The organism is Spirosoma gilvum, from assembly GCF_054776815.1.
This window is the reverse complement of the sequence record NZ_BAAHBH010000006.1, coordinates 210,434-226,953: the sequence shown is the minus strand read 5'-3', so window position 1 is coordinate 226,953 and position 16,520 is coordinate 210,434. Positions and strand designations below refer to the sequence as shown.

Annotated in this window: 16 protein-coding genes; 12 read left to right on the top strand and 4 right to left on the bottom strand. The window is 35.3% G+C overall.

Annotated features, from left to right (window positions below; translation table 11 throughout):
• The first annotated feature begins 58 nt into the window (after positions 1-58).
• The 4 genes from ACYVFD_RS17415 (at position 59) to ACYVFD_RS17400 (ending at position 4,954) form a co-directional block, all read left to right on the top strand.
• Positions 59-1,528 (top strand): lipopolysaccharide biosynthesis protein, encoded by a 1,470-nt coding sequence (locus ACYVFD_RS17415; RefSeq protein ID WP_461091594.1) that lies wholly within the window; start codon positions 59-61, stop codon positions 1,526-1,528.
• 72 nt (positions 1,529-1,600) lie between these two features.
• Complete coding sequence (locus ACYVFD_RS17410) at positions 1,601-2,590, top strand: glycosyltransferase family 2 protein (protein WP_461091593.1); 990 nt, start codon at positions 1,601-1,603, stop codon at positions 2,588-2,590.
• 225 nt (positions 2,591-2,815) lie between these two features.
• Positions 2,816-4,090, top strand: coding sequence for a hypothetical protein (locus ACYVFD_RS17405; protein WP_461091592.1), 1,275 nt, complete (start codon positions 2,816-2,818; stop codon positions 4,088-4,090).
• Between the two features lie 54 nt (positions 4,091-4,144).
• Complete coding sequence (locus tag ACYVFD_RS17400; protein ID WP_461091591.1) at positions 4,145-4,954, top strand: glycosyltransferase; 810 nt, start codon at positions 4,145-4,147, stop codon at positions 4,952-4,954.
• Positions 4,955-5,188: 234 nt separating this feature from the next.
• On the opposite strand, the gene ACYVFD_RS17395 is transcribed toward ACYVFD_RS17400, so the two are convergent.
• The 3 genes from ACYVFD_RS17395 to ACYVFD_RS17385 all read right to left on the bottom strand — a co-directional run bounded on the left by ACYVFD_RS17395 (position 5,189) and on the right by ACYVFD_RS17385 (position 6,388).
• On the bottom strand, positions 5,189-5,536 hold the full coding sequence (locus ACYVFD_RS17395) for a hypothetical protein (RefSeq protein WP_461091590.1): 348 nt from the start codon (positions 5,534-5,536) through the stop codon (positions 5,189-5,191).
• Between the two features lie 156 nt (positions 5,537-5,692).
• Positions 5,693-5,827 (bottom strand): hypothetical protein, encoded by a 135-nt coding sequence (locus tag ACYVFD_RS17390; protein ID WP_461091589.1) that lies wholly within the window; start codon positions 5,825-5,827, stop codon positions 5,693-5,695.
• Positions 5,828-5,878: 51 nt separating this feature from the next.
• Positions 5,879-6,388 carry a COG3415 family protein gene (locus ACYVFD_RS17385; RefSeq protein ID WP_461091587.1) on the bottom strand — a complete coding sequence of 170 codons (510 nt, stop codon included), beginning with the start codon at positions 6,386-6,388 and terminating at the stop codon, positions 5,879-5,881.
• 400 nt (positions 6,389-6,788) lie between these two features.
• Here ACYVFD_RS17385 and ACYVFD_RS17380 point away from each other — a divergent pair, with 400 nt between their 5' ends.
• From ACYVFD_RS17380 to ACYVFD_RS17360, 5 genes are all read left to right on the top strand, one after another.
• Entirely contained in the window at positions 6,789-7,913 is a 1,125-nt protein-coding gene (locus tag ACYVFD_RS17380; RefSeq protein WP_461091585.1) for a glycosyltransferase family 4 protein, read from the top strand.
• 57 nt (positions 7,914-7,970) lie between these two features.
• Positions 7,971-8,516, top strand: a complete 546-nt coding sequence (locus ACYVFD_RS17375; RefSeq protein WP_461091583.1) for an LbetaH domain-containing protein — start codon at positions 7,971-7,973, stop codon at positions 8,514-8,516.
• Positions 8,509-9,072, top strand: coding sequence for an LbetaH domain-containing protein (locus ACYVFD_RS17370; protein WP_461091581.1), 564 nt, complete (start codon positions 8,509-8,511; stop codon positions 9,070-9,072). Before ACYVFD_RS17375 ends, ACYVFD_RS17370 begins: the two co-directional genes overlap by 8 nt.
• A gap of 25 nt (positions 9,073-9,097) precedes the next feature.
• The gene (locus ACYVFD_RS17365) at positions 9,098-9,925 is read left to right on the top strand and encodes a glycosyltransferase family 2 protein (RefSeq protein ID WP_461091579.1); all 828 of its coding nucleotides are present in this window, start codon (positions 9,098-9,100) and stop codon (positions 9,923-9,925) included.
• Positions 9,926-10,213: 288 nt separating this feature from the next.
• Complete coding sequence (locus tag ACYVFD_RS17360; protein ID WP_461091577.1) at positions 10,214-11,506, top strand: WcaI family glycosyltransferase; 1,293 nt, start codon at positions 10,214-10,216, stop codon at positions 11,504-11,506.
• A 194-nt stretch (positions 11,507-11,700) separates the two neighbouring features.
• On the opposite strand, the gene ACYVFD_RS17355 is transcribed toward ACYVFD_RS17360, so the two are convergent.
• Positions 11,701-12,462: a tyrosine-protein phosphatase gene (locus tag ACYVFD_RS17355; RefSeq protein ID WP_461091574.1), complete on the bottom strand. Its 762-nt coding sequence runs from the start codon at positions 12,460-12,462 to the stop codon at positions 11,701-11,703.
• A 740-nt stretch (positions 12,463-13,202) separates the two neighbouring features.
• Between ACYVFD_RS17355 and ACYVFD_RS17350 the strand changes: the two genes are divergently transcribed.
• The 3 genes from ACYVFD_RS17350 (at position 13,203) to ACYVFD_RS17340 (ending at position 16,417) form a co-directional block, all read left to right on the top strand.
• Complete coding sequence (locus tag ACYVFD_RS17350) at positions 13,203-14,267, top strand: hypothetical protein (RefSeq protein ID WP_461091572.1); 1,065 nt, start codon at positions 13,203-13,205, stop codon at positions 14,265-14,267.
• A gap of 128 nt (positions 14,268-14,395) precedes the next feature.
• Positions 14,396-15,238, top strand: a complete 843-nt coding sequence (locus tag ACYVFD_RS17345; RefSeq protein ID WP_461091570.1) for a YjbH domain-containing protein — start codon at positions 14,396-14,398, stop codon at positions 15,236-15,238.
• A 15-nt stretch (positions 15,239-15,253) separates the two neighbouring features.
• A complete protein-coding gene (locus ACYVFD_RS17340; RefSeq protein ID WP_461091568.1) occupies positions 15,254-16,417 on the top strand; it encodes a YjbH domain-containing protein in 1,164 nt (387 codons plus the stop codon).
• Positions 16,418-16,520 lie beyond the last annotated feature (103 nt).

Sequence of the window (16,520 nt, the reverse complement as noted above, 5' to 3'; positions counted from 1 at the left end):
TTTCATTTATAAATTAAAATAATAAATATTTATTTTAATTTATAATAATAAATAAAAAATGATACTACAGGAAGAAATAAAAAAGGGCGCAATTATTACTTTAATCACAAAATATACAGGAATAGTAATTGGATTAATTATAAACTCAATACTTGCTAGACTATTATCTCCTAATGAATTTGGTATTGTTGGAATAATTACTGTTTTTGTTACATTTTTCAATATCTTGAGTGATGTAGGATTTGGGCCAGGGATAGTTCAAAGTCAAAACATAGAAAAAAAGCAAATATCAAATATATTTAAAATTAGTGTGTTATTAAGTATAATATTAGCAATATTATTTATAGTATTATCATACATTGTTGCATATTACTATCAAAACTCAGACTATAAAAAAATAGGGTCATTGCTATCAATAAGCATATTATTTAATACATTAAGCATAGTTCCTAAAAGCTTAATTATTAAAGCGAAATCATTTAAAATACTTGGCATAATTGATATTTGCACTACAACAATAAGCGGTATAGTAGCCATTGTATTAGTAATTTTTGGTCAAAGCTACTATTCCATTATATGGCGTTCCATTTTAATAAGCATTTTTGCTTTTTTTTGGTATTTTAATTTATCAAGGCTAACAATTACAAGAGGGTTTTCAATTAAATCAATAAGTAAAATTATATCATACTCATTTTTTCAGTTTTCCTTTAATTTCGTAAACTATTTCTCGAGAAATTTAGATAATATATTAATTGGGAAATATATGGGTAACCATAATTTAGCGATTTATAATCAGTCATATCAATTAATGATGTATCCAATAGCACATTTAACTCATGCAATAACACCTGTGCTACATCCTATTTTAGCAACATATTCAGATAAAAAGCAGGTTATATATAATGAATATATTAAGATATTAAATTTATTAGCTCTATTAGGCGTACCAATATCAATATTGCTTTATTTTATATCGGATGAAATTATCCTAATTGTTCTTGGAGAACAATGGAAGGAATCAGTTAAAATATTTAAAATATTAAGTATGTCTATATGGATTCAAATGTTACTTTCAAGTAGTGGTGCAATTTTTCAAGCTACAGGAAAAACGAAATTATTATTTATTTCAGGATTATTTTCGGCCTTTATAATGATTACTTCGATTTTAATGGGCATTTTTTATTTTAAATCATTAGAGATTTTATCATATTTAATAGTAATTGGGTTTTCAATAAATTTCTTCCAAGGGTTCTACATTTTAATAAAAATAATCTTAAAACAATCATTTTTAACTTTTATTAAAGTAATTGTGATTAAGCAAATACCCATTAGTATTATTTTAATAGTAAGTCTATTCTTAATTTCTAAAGTAAATATATTTTATATTAGCTATAGTGCATATATATATAATCTTTTAATAAAACTAAGTACTGTTTTAGTTGTAGTTATCCTTTTTAATAAATCTAAATTAAAAAATGCAACTAAATTTATAAACGATAATGTAATAAAAAGTAAGATTTTTAATTAAAAGTAAATTAGAAATATGATACTTAAATTAGCTAGTAGTTAATCACTTTTCTAAAAATAAATATTATTTATTATGCAACCATTTTTATCAATTGTAATTCCAATCTATAATTCTCAAAATAGCATTGTTGATACTATTAATTCATGCTTAAATCAAACTTATAAACATTTCGAAATAATTATTATTGACGATGGGTCAACTGATCAAACATTAAACATTTTAGCAAAATATAGTAATAATAATATAAAAGTAATAACTAGAGAAGGTTTACCTAAAGGTGGAAACAGCTGTAGAAATATTGGTCTTAATATATCTAAAGGCGAATACATTATATTTTTAGATTCAGACGATTTATTAGAAAAAAATTGTATAAAACAACGAATTAAAGTTATGCAAGAAGATAGTTCATTAGACTTTGCAATATTTAAAGTAAAAGAGTTCCATATATTTCCAGAAGACCTCAATAATTTAGCTATAAATATATCATCTAACGACCATCTAAAAGATTTTGTAAAAATAAAATATCCCTACCCTTGGCATACCTGCAGTCCAATATGGAAAAAGTCATTTTTAGTAAATTTAGGTGGGTTTAACTTAAATTATTCAAGATTACAAGATCCTGAGTTACATACAAGAGCTTTATTAGTTGATGGGGTGAAATATAGGACTTGTTTTGATTATCCTGTCGACTCGTATTATCGAATACCAAAATTCCAAAGTAATATAAAACTACAAAAAGTCTCAAGGTCATTTTTAATCTCTTTAGAAATGTTTCTAACTGATTTTATCCCTAAAATTAAAACATATGATTATAAATATAATAGAAATATTAGTTCCGCTTTAAATGAAACTATTTGGAATATTTTTAAAAATATATCAGTTAGCTTCAATCTTTTACCACTTTTTGTTAATATATTAAAAATTGCTAAAGCCAATAAAATAATAAAAGTTCAAGAAATGCTTTATTTAAGTTCAATATATATCTTAAAGACAATTGGTAGATCTGTGTATAAAATTATTATGATTATTCCAAATAATCATAATAATTACAAGCCTCTCTAAACAAGGTAGTTATATAAAAAAAATTTAGTACAATATCTTATACTATTTATTTAAACATTCAAGGTCAATAAGATTAATCCTGTTAACATGTAATATTATAACATAATATTGTGAGTTTATAATTTTGCATAAATAAAAATGACTTCAAATTTGCAAATGTAAGTCTTTTGCTAATTATCTATTATTTTAAATAAAATTTTAACATAAAGAATTTAGAAAAATAAAATGGAAACTTTAATCCTATTCTCTATATTAATATTTTTTTTTACAAATCTCTTTTTAAAGAAGAAGTTTTATGTTTTGGAACTTCCATCAATTCATTTTCTAGGAATTAATTTGATTTCTCTTATTTCATGCTACTATTTAATATATATAAAAAACATATCAAATTATAATATATCAACTGTCAATTTTTTTTATGGTATATTATTAGTTACTTCAATAATTTCAACTTTTGGAATAACTAAGCAAGCGGAGAATAACAAGCTGGAAATACCTAATATATTATATAAATTTATTAATTATTTTATTATAACAAATTTCATATTATTTATATTTTTCATAGTTAATATTGATATTTCCATACTTGAGAGAAACAATCAATATTTAACATTATCGGATGTAAAAAAACTTGGAATTCAAAGTAATATTTTAATCTTATTCCATAGAAGTTTGACAATAAATGGTATTGCTTGTATGTTTTTTTACGTTCTATTAAATAGTACTAATAGATATCATATTGTAAAATATATATCATTAAGCATAGGCTTTTTTTGCTTACTTTTCCAACTGAGTAATAATTCAAGATCGGCAGGTCTAATTTGTGCTGGTTATTTACTAGGTACTGTTGTTACTCATAAATCTGGTTGGTTAAAAGTATTTAAAATATCTATTATGGCAATTTTAATTATATATAGTTATTCAGCAGTGTTAGCGGGTAGGAATAAGATACATCAAGGCTTTTCAGAAATTTTTTCAAACTTACATGATTCCAATTTAAATGAATTATTAAAAGAAGGTTTTATTCTTGAAAATCTTTTTGGCGGAGCTTGGATATTTTATATTGGACAAAACATGGGCGGTAATTATCCAGATACATATAAAATACTTTCATTCTCCCCAACACCTTCTTCAATTGACAATTTTGATAAATATCTAAAGTTTCAGCATAGGATTAATGTTTTTGTTCCATATAGTTCAAATCTAGAAGTTTATATGTTCGGTATACAATATATAGTTATATATTTTTTAATTATCTATATAACATTGAGATTTTTAAACCTTATGGTGTCTAGAAACAGAAATATAGGATATATTTTATGCATGCCAGCATATTTATTTTTTATAGCTAATCAACAATATCCTTTAAGGAATTATTTTAGATTTTTTTTACTTTCAGGAGTAATGTGTTTTTTATATTTAACTTTATTTAAAAAAAAACAAAAACTTATTAGGCTTAATAAAGCTAATTCCTCAATTAAGCCTACTATAAAACAATAAATAGTTTTGTATTTAATTTCAAATGTTTCAAAAATAACCTAACACTTTATTAAAATGTCATTCCCTCTCATAAGCATAATAATGTCTGTATACAATGCCGATGCCTTTTTAGAAGAATGTTTGCAAAGTATTGCTAATCAAACTTATGAAAATTGGGAACTAGTTATAATTAATGATGGGTCGACTGATAGTAGTGATGATATTATTAAAAGATATATGCTGAAGTTTAATTCTCGAATAAATTATTTAAAATTAAATAAGAATCAAGGATTACCAAATTGCCTGAATAAAGGTGTTGAGCTTTCTAAAGGCGAGTTTATTGTGCGAATTGATGCTGATGATATAATGATAGATACAAGACTAGAAATTCAAGTAAAATTTATGTTAGAAAATCCAGAAGTTGGCTTACTAGGAACTGCTGCGATTATTATTGATGAAAAAGGTAATAATATATCTGCCCTGTCTTTTCCAGAAACTAATGATGAAATAAAAAAAGTATTATTAACCGTAAATCCTTTTTTACATCCAACTGTTATAATAAGAAGAAATTTATTAAGTAACGATATTAATTATAGAGATAAATACCCTAAGGCTGAAGACTATGATTTATGGTTAAGATTATCTAGGTATACTCAATTTCAAAATTTGCCAATACCTTTAATAAAATATAGAGTACATAATGGCCAAATATCACAAAAAAATATAAAATTAACAATAAATGATGCTTTAAGATTGAAAATTGATTTATTAAAAGAGAATAAAGAACTTTTTTTTAACTTTAATTTTTTAATTAAATTATTATTTTATTACTTCTTGCCAAAATCTCTTTTATCATTTTGGCTTATGTATAAAAAAAATAAGTAAAATATATATTAAGTTTAACTTGTTTTTTAATGGCAATCGCGGTTACTTAAGGCCAAAGTTAGATATATTTAAAAACATTAAACTCATTTAGAATTGCAATATATTAATAACGTAATTGACAATTTTTCTACTCTATATATTTAGTGAAAAATTGGTCAAATAAAAATCTGACTTAGTGCTTGTTAATATGTTAAAACGTGCTGTACGACTTAAGTTTATAGCCTTAAAACGACACTAAGTTGTCGACTCAGTTCTTTGAAAGACGGTTAAACGCTGAATACTTTCTGAAGAAAGCATGGGAGCAGCCAGCTCTTTGATCACCTGCTGTCGAGCTAATACGTCCCATTGTTGGCCATCCTTACTCAGCCGCAACTGAACCCAATGATGCCGGTAGGCTACTCCCACACTATACACTTTGCCATAGTGGGTGAGCTGACCATTGACCGTTACCCTTCGGGTGTAGAGCTTACCCTGTAGAAACCCATACACCCGCTCTATACGAAAATCGGTAGGGGTATAGATCCGTCGGCTAATTTCCTGGTCGGGATAAACTTCCAGCCGGTTTTTACCCCAGCTGGACAACCGAATACTGCTGCCATTGAATGAGTATTACCAAATCTAATCGGTCTTGCAACTGAGTTAGGGTGGTAACCTGCTCAATTTCAGCCCAACGTGCGGTGATGTCCTGCATTTTCTCGACCCGGCCATTTTGTTGGGGACAAGCCGCTTAATTCCAGATCATGTCACATCGATGCCAATCAACCACAAGGCTAGTATGGGGGTAAATTGGAGGGTAGGCGAGCCGAAAGGCAGGCCATTGTCCACCCGCATAGCCCCCGGTTTACCCCAGCGAGCAAATACGACCAGTAACACCTTTTGTAAATGGATTAAAGGGACCTGACCAATACGACCGTAGGGAAAAACTCAAGCTGCTAATCCAGCTCCGCTATGCTCGTCGGTGATTGTGAGGTAACACCCTACACTACCATCAGGTAGGGTTAAGTTCTCTTTGGCGTCCACCTGCCAGATGTTGTGTACCGCTTTAGCCGTACCAATCCGAGTTTGTTGGAGTTGGTTAGGGGGCTTGGTTAACTGATGGGTCACAGACCAACGTTGTAGGGTTCGGATCGAGGGAGTCCGTTGCTGACCATAGCGTTGGGTAAGCTTGAGGTGGATCAAGGGGGCTCCCCAGCGTGGGTGATGTTTTTTCAACCACAGGCTAGCGCGTAGCATGAGTGCTTCTGAGGTAGGCTGTTTAGGCCCACAATAGGCGTAGGCTACCCCAAGATGTTGGTGTTGGTGGTAATTGGCCGACAACTTACGAACTGTCCCCACTGGCAAATTGAGCTGTTGAGCAATCTGGACTAGGGTAGCCCCTTGTTGTTTAAGGGCAATAAGTTGGTCTCGTAGACCCATTTCAGTAGCACGTCCCATCTTAACCGTCATGTCAAAGAACAAAAGTAGCTAACTTGATGTCGTTAACAGTTTATAACCTTAAGTCGTACAGCAAATACGACAACATTAACTATTTCCATTGTTTGTAAATATCATAGAGATCTACTGTTTACTAAATGCATCTTATTTAAGCAATTTATCGAGTTATGGTAGGGAAAGCCTTCTAGATCTATACTATTATGGATGAACTATATGAAGAAGTACTTCAAGATTTGCATGCCCAGTACCATTTAGAACTAAAATTTACTTGCCTTATAATATTTTTCATTCGATGAATTTTGAGCATTTTTTTACCTTTTATTACTGATTTATTTTATCTTTCATTTTTTACATAAAAAATGAAAGATAAAAAAGCTCTTCTTTTAACTGTATACCTTTTTTGAATTTAACATTAATTAATATGAGGTTGAGAGTTTTGATTATTGGTCCTATTGCTCCACCAACTAGTGGATGTTCGCTCGCTAACAAAGTGATTTACAACAATCTAAAATTAGACAACAATATTAAAGTAAATATTATTAACACTAATATAAATGGCGATTTAAGTAAAAAGGTCGGAGAGTTTTCTTTAAAAAAGATAATATCATTCCTGTCTATATATACACAAATTTTTAAAATATTGACCTCTGATGTTGTTTATACTACTCCAGGGCAATCTTTTTGGGGAATTTTAAAGTATATTCCTTTTTATTTTTTATCCTTTTTTTTAAAAAAACCTTATATAATACACATTCATGGTAATTATTTAGGACACCAAATGAGTTTATTGAAAAGTTTTAAAAAATTAATTTTTAGTTACTTTATTAAAAGAGCATCTGCTGGTATAGTCTTATCTAATTCATTAAAAGCCAATTTTAATGAATTACTTGACTATAATAAAATTTTTGCAATTGAAAATTTTGCAGAAGATATTTATACATCATCTGGCATTTCATATAAAAATAAAAAAAATCTTAATATACTCTATCTAAGCACCTTAATGCTTGAGAAAGGCATAATAGACTTATTAGACTCATTAATTTTATTAAAAGAATCTAATCTTGAATTCAGTGTTAACATAGCAGGTAGTTTAGAGGATTCAATAAAAGATATTTTTTTTCAAAAATTTGAAGTCTTAGGAGAGTTTGCTAAATATCATGGAGTTGTTGAAGGGGCTAAGAAACAAATGTTATTGCAACAAGCTAATGTCTTTATCTTACCAACATATTATAGAATGGAGGGCCAGCCAATTTCTTTAATTGAAGCTATGTTATCTGGCAATATTATTGTTACAACTAACTTTTCTGGAATTCCAGATATAGTTACAGAAAAAAATGGTTTTTTTGTTAAAGCTAGGGATATTGAAAATATATCTTCAGTATTGCAAAAAATCAACAAAAACCTTCCTTTTTATATAGATACTATAGGAGATTATAATATAAAATATGCAAAGTCAAATTTCTCAGAGTATAATTTTATTAAAAAAATTAAAGATATGCTAAATTGTACACTTTTGAAGAGATAATTATTTAATTGCTTTTGGTCTTTATAACTAAATTCAACTTGCTTGTTATAAAATTTTATGTCAACAAATTATATCAAATATATAGATAATATCCCTTTAAAAGACAAAATACACAGGTTTTTTTGGGGGTTAGTGTACTTTTTTCTATTCAGACCATTCTCATTACCTTTTTTTAATTTATGGCGAGTTACTCTACTTAAATTATTTGGGGCAAAGATTGGTAAAGGTTCGATTATATATGCAAGTGCTTATATTCCAGCTCCTTGGAATTTAGTTGTTGGAGATATTACTTGCATTGGACCTCATGTTCAACTTCATATCGGCAAAACTATAATTGGTTCAAAAGTCACAATTTCTCAAAGAACTTATTTATGTAGCGCTTCTCACACTACTACCTCTTTAAATACTCCCTTTATTTCTGGAACAATTATAATAAAAGATTATGTTTGGGTTGCTGCTGAAGCTTTTATTATGATGGATTTGACTATTGGTGAAGGGGCTATTGTTGGCGCTAGAGCTGCTGTCTTTAAAAATGTCCCAGATTGGGCAATTGTCGGAGGTAATCCAGCAAAATTTTTAAAAAAAAGAATTATATATGAATAATTATGCTCCTATTTTTGATCCTGTTCAGACAACTCCATTTCCATTAAAAGTGAAGTTAAAAAGTCATTTTTGGAAATTGATTAATGTAACACTATTTAGATTATTTCCTGCAAGATTTAAGCTTTACAGGATTAGCCTTTTAAGGCTTTTTGGAGCAAACTTGAGTAAAGATGTTACAATAGACAGTACTGCCAGAATTGATCACCCTTGGAATTTGACTATGAAAAGTTTGGCGAGTCTTGGCGAGAACTCTTGGATTTACTGCCTTGCACCAATTACTATAGGGGAGAAAAGTTGTATAGGTAAAGATGCTTATTTACTGACGGGTAGCCATGACGTGGATGATATTAATTTTAGCTATGTGTTAAAACCAATTGTAATCAATGAAGGATGTTGGGTTGCAACAGGGGCTTATATACTTCCTGGTGTAATTTTAGGGAAATACACCGTAGTTGCAGCGAAATCTGTTGTTACAAAGAACACCGAAGATTTTTCAATTGTAGGAGGTAACCCTGCAAAATTTCTTAAAAGAAGAATATTTAAAGAAAAAGTTTAGGGCTTTTCTGTAATACTAACACTAAATGATATCGATTCTTATACTTACAAAGAACGAAGAGCAAGATTTACCTGGGTGCCTAGCATCAGTTTCTTGGTGTGATGATATTCATGTATATGACTCATATAGCGAAGATCGAACTGTTGAAATAGCTTTAAGCGCTGGTGCTAGAATTACTCAACGAAAGTTTGACAATTGGTCTTCTCATCAAAATTGGGGATTAGCCAATATTCCTTTTAAGTATTCTTGGGTATTTTATATTGATGCAGATGAACGTGTTTCTATCGATTTGCAAAAAGTATTGCTTTCTTTTCAACCTGAACATAACCCAGCCGTAGCGTATGAGGTTCAACGACGTGATTTTGCTTGGGAGGGCACCTGGTTGAAACATGCTCAAATGTCTCCTTATTATCTCCGTCTCTTTCGTCCAGAGAAAATGCGGTACGAACGGCTGGTAAACCCTGTTTCAATACCTGATGGACCAACATCTAAATTAAATGGCTTTCTCGACCATTATCCATTTAGTAAGGGAATACGTTTCTGGATACAACGTCATCTAAGTTATGCAGATATGGAGGCTTTGACTCATTTAGCTAATATAGGTAATTCAACTTCATTCTCTATACGAAAAGCTTTTTTTGGAAAAGATTTTACAGAGCGTCGTTTTCACCAGAAGGGTCTGTTCTATCAGATTCCGGGCCGACCGATAATAAAATGGCTTTATTTAATTATTTGGCGCAAAGCGTTTCTTGACGGTTCTGTAGGAGTTACCTATGCAACTTTGCAATCAATTTATGAGTACTTTATTATACTAAGGACATCCGAATTACTTAAAAATAAAAATTCTTCGTAAGCTAGTTGTAAAAATGAAACCCCAATGGTAAAGGTAGTAAGCTAATATTCTCTACGAGAGAATACTTTACAAATCTATTTTATTTTTGTTTAATTCTTTATAAAGAGGTTTAACTAATATGCTCTCGAATACATTGTATTCATTAACACTTTTCGAGTAGCCGATTTATTAAAGATAATAATTCTCTTTTTCATTATGCAAGTTCCAAAGAAACGCTTTTTCTATAATTTTTTCACTTATAAAACTTCTCTTCAAGAAAGAATTTAACCACATAAGAGTGGTCTTTTTATGCGAATTTTGATTTACGATATTAATTATGCTCCTGAATTAACAGGTGTTGGTAAATATACTGGTGAAATGGGGGCTTGGTTGGCCCGTCAGGGGCATACTGTCCATGTAATTACAGCTATGCCGTATTATCCTGAATGGGAAATTCATAATACCTATAAAAGTAAAGGCTGGTTTACCGAAACGATTGAAGGAGTTACGGTCCATCGTTGTCCCTTTTATGTTCCGAAAAAAGTCACCACTGCTAAGCGTATTCTACATGAACTGTCCTTTGTGCTTAGCAGTCTCCCCTACTGGCTCCTTATACTTTTTGGTAAGCGGTATGATGCGGTTATTTGTATATCCCCTCCCTTTCAGATTGGTATGCTTCCAGCGTTGTACTCACTACTTAAACGGGTACCGCTCTGGTATCACCTACAGGATTTGCAGGTAGATATGGCCAAAGAGCTCGGTATGATTAAAAACCAATCGTTTTTAAATGTATTGTTTTCGATTGAAAAGTTCATTTTGAAACGATCTTCGATCGTTTCAACCATTAGCGAAGGCATGGTTCGAAAGGTCGCTGGTAAAAATGTACTTCAGAATCCTTGTCTGTTATTCCCAAATTGGGTCGATGAGCAGTTGATTCGCCCGCTGTCACGTGAGCAGTCGTTACGAAATGAATTTGGATTGCTACCGGACGATAAAGTTGTGCTTTACTCGGGTAGTGTTGGCGAAAAGCAGGGGCTTGACTTGATTATTGAAGCCGCCCGATCGTTTCAATCGCAGCCGAATGTAAAATTCCTCATTTGCGGCTCAGGCGGTGGTAAAGTCCGACTAGAAAACCTGGCGCATGAATACGGCCTTACTAACGTCAGCTTTCATCCGCTTCAACCGTACGATAAGCTGTCAGCATTGCTGGCAACAGCAGATATCCACCTGGTTCTTCAGAAAAAGTCCGCTTCTGATCTGGTTCTCCCTTCCAAACTGACCAGTATTCTGGCCGCTGGTGGTTGTGCGCTGGTTTCAGCTGTACCGGGTACAACCCTCTATGATGTCATCAAATCCCATCAAATGGGTATTCTCATCGAGCCAGAATCCCTGGAAGCATTACGAGCTGGAATCGATCAGGCATTACGTACTGATCTGTCAACCTACCGAGCCAACGCCCGTCAATATGCTCAACAATATCTAAGCAAAGAGGCCATTCTGCGAACGTTTGAAAAAGAACTGTTGGCAATTCGGTCAAACAAATCCACCCAGGTCGCTACTCAAGCAGAGCCGTCTATCGAACCCGCTTCCGAACGAAGTTAGCATTGACAGTTAGGTTTCTTTACCCTGAAGCTGTTCAAACTTTTCAAATTTCATTAATTTGTCAAGCTGGAACGCCAGCATGACAGAAACGAGGAAAACAGAACTCCCTTTCTTTAAAATCTCAAATTCCAATCAAAAGCCTCATTTCTTCCCTTCTCCTACAACGGAGAGGGGGCAGGGGGTGAGGTAAACCATTACAACCCCGCATTCCGCAACGGTTGCGCCTTCACTAGTTCATACATCGATGAAGAAAATAAAGCCTCCAACGCGGGTAGGTCTTCGGGTCGGTGCATATCACTTCCTATAAAATCAACCCAATTGTTTTTTAGGATCAACTTTGCCTGGTTTCGGACATGCGATCCATAGCGCCCCGTCAGCGACATCCAGTTGACTTGCAGGAGGCACCCCTGATCCCGAAGTCGGCCCAATCCGTCCAGATCGTTTATATAATACGGATAGCGTTCAGGATGAGCTAATACCGGTACATAGCCAGCGGTTTGAATACGGAAAATCATCTCATCCAGTAAAATCGGACGAGCCAGCCAGCCAGTTTCAACCAACAAGTAACGCTCAGCGCCAAAGGTTAACAGAGGCCCAGCATCAAGCCGTTGAAGAAAAAAGTCGTCGAGCATGTATTCGGCGGCTACCTCAATCTGAATCGATAGTCGCTCCTCATCAACCCGCTCCTGTAAAGCCTTCTTACCGGCTTCTATAACGGTTGCATCATTCGGATATCGTTCGTGACTGATGTGCGGTGTCGTGATAACTTTTTGAATTCCCCAGTCGGCCAGTTGCCGAATGCAGGTCATAGCCAGATCCATGGTTTTAACCCCATCATCAATACCCGGTATCAGATGCGAATGGACATCTGTCTGCCAGAAACAGGGCACTGACTGATCTGACGATGATGTACTACTTAACTTATCCTTAAGCCAGGTCCAAACCCGATTTGTCATAATCTTGATAAATTGACTTGTGCTGGCTAAGCTCTGGCTTGGCCACTTAAACGCACGAACAGGGCAAACCTTAGTTTGGTCAAGGCATTTAGTACACTGTCATTTAAATTTTCTGTCATTCCGACGAAGGAGGAATCTTCGGGTGAGGAAGAAAAACTAGACTTATCCGAAGATTTCTCCTTCGTTGGAGTGACAGAAAACTTTTATTACACTGTATTTAGCCTGTTCAAAAAGCGAAAGTAATAGCTTCTGAGTTGAAATATGTCATTTGCTTATGTAACCAGCCGAATCTTTCTATAATTATACAAAAACAAATAAGTTGCTTAGTTAGCATTTGAGCTAGTAAGAAGCTTTCGCCGAATAATAAATACATACAGCTTTATCAATCGCAGGTTTGTTCATAAATCATTAGTTACCAATATATTGCTCCCAAATAACAAACCAACAGGCAGGTAACAGGGAAATGAGGTAAATAAATAGCGAAAAGTTCTATCAGCATATGTCTACCTTTGATAAGTTAATTCTAGTGTAAACGATACTGAATGAGTGATACAAGATTTTTCTGATACTGCTTTTTTGCCAACTTGTTGAACTCATTTGTTATCCGATTGTAGTAATCTAATTCTTTACGCCAACGTTGTAAACCGATTAGCATTCACGGGCAGCAGCTTATGTGGAGGTCATGCAGGGAAGGCAATTAGGCACACCATACGTAAACCATCATAATCATCCAATTGCTCATGAAAACATCTACCAAAAAGACTGTCTGGGCGTTTTACGCACTTTGTCTGGTTTTCTTTGCGTACGCCTGTCGGAACCAGGATGCCGCGCCCCTAACGCCCAAGTACACCATGGAGTCGTTGCGCGATCTGCAACTCCCTGGTTTACGGCAATCAACCCCAGCCCCCGTTACGGTGACCCCCTCTACGATGACACCTTCGGCCCCGGCCGCTCAGGTGAAAAGTGATCTGGGTAGCAATCCATCGTCGCAGGCTGTAACAGATGCGGCTAATGCCATGAACCAGGCGCTTAGTACAGCGGGCATATCTCCTTCTACATTGATTGCCAGCTTTACCCCTTCTGTTATTTCGACGCTAAATGCAGGCGGCAAACTGCCCGATCTGTTGCAGGCCCGAATCAATTCGCTGGTTGGTAATGCAGCGTTACAACCTTATTTGCTGACGTTTACCTATCCAACGGTAAATGGTATCGAAATTACCCCAACTACGCTTTCAATTCCAGGGCCAGGAACGGTAACCATTCCAACGCCATTACTAGTAACCGCTATTAATTATGGGGGTAGTGATCCTTGCTTCAAACAAGCCAATGATCTGTACGATACCAAAATATTTGGGCTTGACAATGATCGTCAATCGCAGGCAGCTACCGTCAACGCAAGCTACAACCAGGCAAAGTCAAGCGCTGAGAGCGATGTACAGGGCTGTGTAAGTGGCAAATTAGCCCAATATCAGTCGCTTATTTCGACAGCTTATTCTAACTTAGGTACTGATCTGGCTCATTTAGATGCCGCATCGGCTACCTTAGGTGGTACTAAGTATGATTTGCTGAAAGCATTCCTGTATACATTGTATGCGCAGCAAATTCAATCCTACTATCAATTGCAACCAGCTGAGTTGAACACCTGCGCCATCACATCGATCGCTAAAATCGCGGCTGCTCAGTTTGCCCGTGATACTGATCTGGCAGCAATTATTACCAATTTCAACGAAACGATTCGCACGGCTTACCGGATTGTGCTTAGTCTGTACGATAGCTGCCACAACCAGGGTACAGTGGCTCCGTAAGTAAACGTTAATTTTAGAATACATTGAACTCCTCAATTGTTGTTCACCTCCTATGTGGACGGCAATTGAGGAGATGTCAAAAGCAAACTCGATACTGTTCCGATTAGCTGTTTACCTATAAAATGAGTTTGCGCTGGACAATAAATTTACTGACAGTCTGCCTATTCATTTCTTCCAGTGGTCTGGCTCAGGTAAATATATCCGGCAAGCCTGGCTTACTGAATATACCAACAGCCAGGATACTAGCCGATGGAACGTTTCAGATTGGGTATCACTACAACCCATCGCATTACAATCCGAGAGTTAATGATCCGAACTTATCGGTCAGTACGAATAACGAGGTAAATAGTAGATCCAGTAATATTTATTATTTGACCTTAGCTCTGTTACCAAGACTTGAGATTAATCTGAATATTTTTCAAGTAAATGGTGAGTTACCATTAAGGGCAAGGGGGATAGGCGACCGTCAGCTAGACATTAAGTATGCGGTTTTAACTGAAAGTAAGCGTCGTCCGTCTGTAGCCCTGATTCTGTCAACGCCTTTTGGGGTTGATAATTCACTCGTAACCTATGCTGTGGCGGCCACCAAAAATTATACGCTCAGCGAATCGATTTCAGCGGAAGTAACAGCAGGTTTTGGAAGTCCCTACTATTTTGATCGAAGCGCTAATAAGGGGAATGATTTTGATATTTTCTCGAATTATAAACTTCACAATAAAAACGAACGACCTAGCCCGTATTTATCAGGCCCATTTGGCGGGATAGCTATTCGATACCACCAAAAGCTGGGCGGGATGATTGAATGGGATTCACAGCACTTGAATCTGGGTGCTTATGCAAAACTATTTGATCGCTGGACGCTCCAGGCTGGTGTCATTAATTTCGATCAGATTACGTTTGGCACCTCATACGCAACCTCGTTAAAGGGCTTACCCAAACGGCTGCGTAAGCGGACCGAACCAGTCAACTAACATGAAAACAGACAAATGGCATTGCCTGTTTTCAGCCAGTATGTACGCATGAAGAGTTCCTATCGAGCAGCCTTAGTTGGTAGTTGGTTATTGGCTTGCTGGTTTGCTCAAGTAGGTTATTGCCAGCAGAATTCCAACCGAACGCTGCTGAATTTTGAAAACATAACCGTTGACAGTACCTCCAATCGGGTTTACTATGAGCAGCGTCTCTACCGAAACCCAATGATCGGTCTACTGGAACTGAGTCAGTCGCTGGCACGGCCTGCAGCAACCGAGTTCGTTCCACTTTTCCAGGGCGTACCGATTGCAGGGTATCAACTGGGCGATAACTGGCAAACCCATTTGTTTTCGCCAGACGAGCGAAAAGCAGCGGCTAAAATCGTTCCCGTAGGTCAGTGGCATTATAAGTTTGACTTTCGGCTACAACCAGAAATAGTAGCAAATTTCGGATTTAAAGAAGATCCGTTCCAGGCTAAAACCAGTCTGTTACTACAGAGCCAGTTGTATTTAACCCGTGGGCTGGCTTTAAATTTTGGGATGTTGTTCCCGATTACGAACAACTACGATACACAACCGATGAATATTCGGCCGGCCCCGATCTACTTAAATCAATTTCTGGCGTTAGGCCGTCAGGATTTTCTAAGTGCATCGGCAGGCTTTTTTTATAGCAATCAGTACGGTGTAAACCTACAATATCGACGGGCTAACCTGACTAAACCCTGGTCGTTCGGACTGGAAGTAAGTGTAACCGGCGATTATTATTACCCGGAGCGGGGCATCTATTATGAATCGATGGATAAGCCGATGATTCTGGCCGATGTGGCTTATCGGATCAGTAAACGGGATGTAACGCTGAAACTTTCGGGTGGGCAGTTTCTCTACCAGGATCAGGGGGTACGACTGGATTTCATACGGCAATTTTATTCGGTAGATATAGGAATTTATGCAACCAAAACGACGAAAGGATCAACAGCCGGTTTCAACTTCGCCGTCCCGATTCCCCCCGGTCGAATTGCCCAGTCAAGGAAAGCCCGGCTACGGACGACGGAAGAGTACCGATTTGAATACTCATACAATGGACAGGGTAGCAACGTGGGACTTCGCTATCGACTCGGTTACCAACTTGATGCGTTGCTACGGCAATACCATACCGATTACCTACGTCGCCAGCAACCCTAAAAGTCCAAATAGATTTTCGCCGGATAATAAATATAAACCACAAAAACAGTTATAAAGGCCCTGTAAACCATATTAATTAAGTTATACGTGTACATAATTTCCT

What these genes read in the sequence shown, in the direction of transcription:
- ACYVFD_RS17415 (WP_461091594.1), top strand. Translation starts at nt 59, where the DNA reads ATGATACTACAGGAAGAAATAAAAAAGGGCGCAATTATTACTTTAATC.
- ACYVFD_RS17410 (WP_461091593.1), top strand. Translation starts at nt 1,601, where the DNA reads ATGCAACCATTTTTATCAATTGTAATTCCAATCTATAATTCTCAAAAT.
- ACYVFD_RS17405 (WP_461091592.1), top strand. Translation starts at nt 2,816, where the DNA reads ATGGAAACTTTAATCCTATTCTCTATATTAATATTTTTTTTTACAAAT.
- ACYVFD_RS17400 (WP_461091591.1), top strand. Translation starts at nt 4,145, where the DNA reads ATGTCATTCCCTCTCATAAGCATAATAATGTCTGTATACAATGCCGAT.
- ACYVFD_RS17385 (WP_461091587.1), bottom strand. Translation starts at nt 6,388, where the DNA reads ATGGGACGTGCTACTGAAATGGGTCTACGAGACCAACTTATTGCCCTT.
- ACYVFD_RS17375 (WP_461091583.1), top strand. Translation starts at nt 7,971, where the DNA reads ATGTCAACAAATTATATCAAATATATAGATAATATCCCTTTAAAAGAC.
- ACYVFD_RS17370 (WP_461091581.1), top strand. Translation starts at nt 8,509, where the DNA reads ATGAATAATTATGCTCCTATTTTTGATCCTGTTCAGACAACTCCATTT.
- ACYVFD_RS17365 (WP_461091579.1), top strand. Translation starts at nt 9,098, where the DNA reads ATGATATCGATTCTTATACTTACAAAGAACGAAGAGCAAGATTTACCT.
- ACYVFD_RS17360 (WP_461091577.1), top strand. Translation starts at nt 10,214, where the DNA reads ATGCGAATTTTGATTTACGATATTAATTATGCTCCTGAATTAACAGGT.
- ACYVFD_RS17355 (WP_461091574.1), bottom strand. Translation starts at nt 12,462, where the DNA reads ATGACAAATCGGGTTTGGACCTGGCTTAAGGATAAGTTAAGTAGTACA.
- ACYVFD_RS17350 (WP_461091572.1), top strand. Translation starts at nt 13,203, where the DNA reads ATGAAAACATCTACCAAAAAGACTGTCTGGGCGTTTTACGCACTTTGT.
- ACYVFD_RS17340 (WP_461091568.1), top strand. Translation starts at nt 15,254, where the DNA reads ATGGCATTGCCTGTTTTCAGCCAGTATGTACGCATGAAGAGTTCCTAT.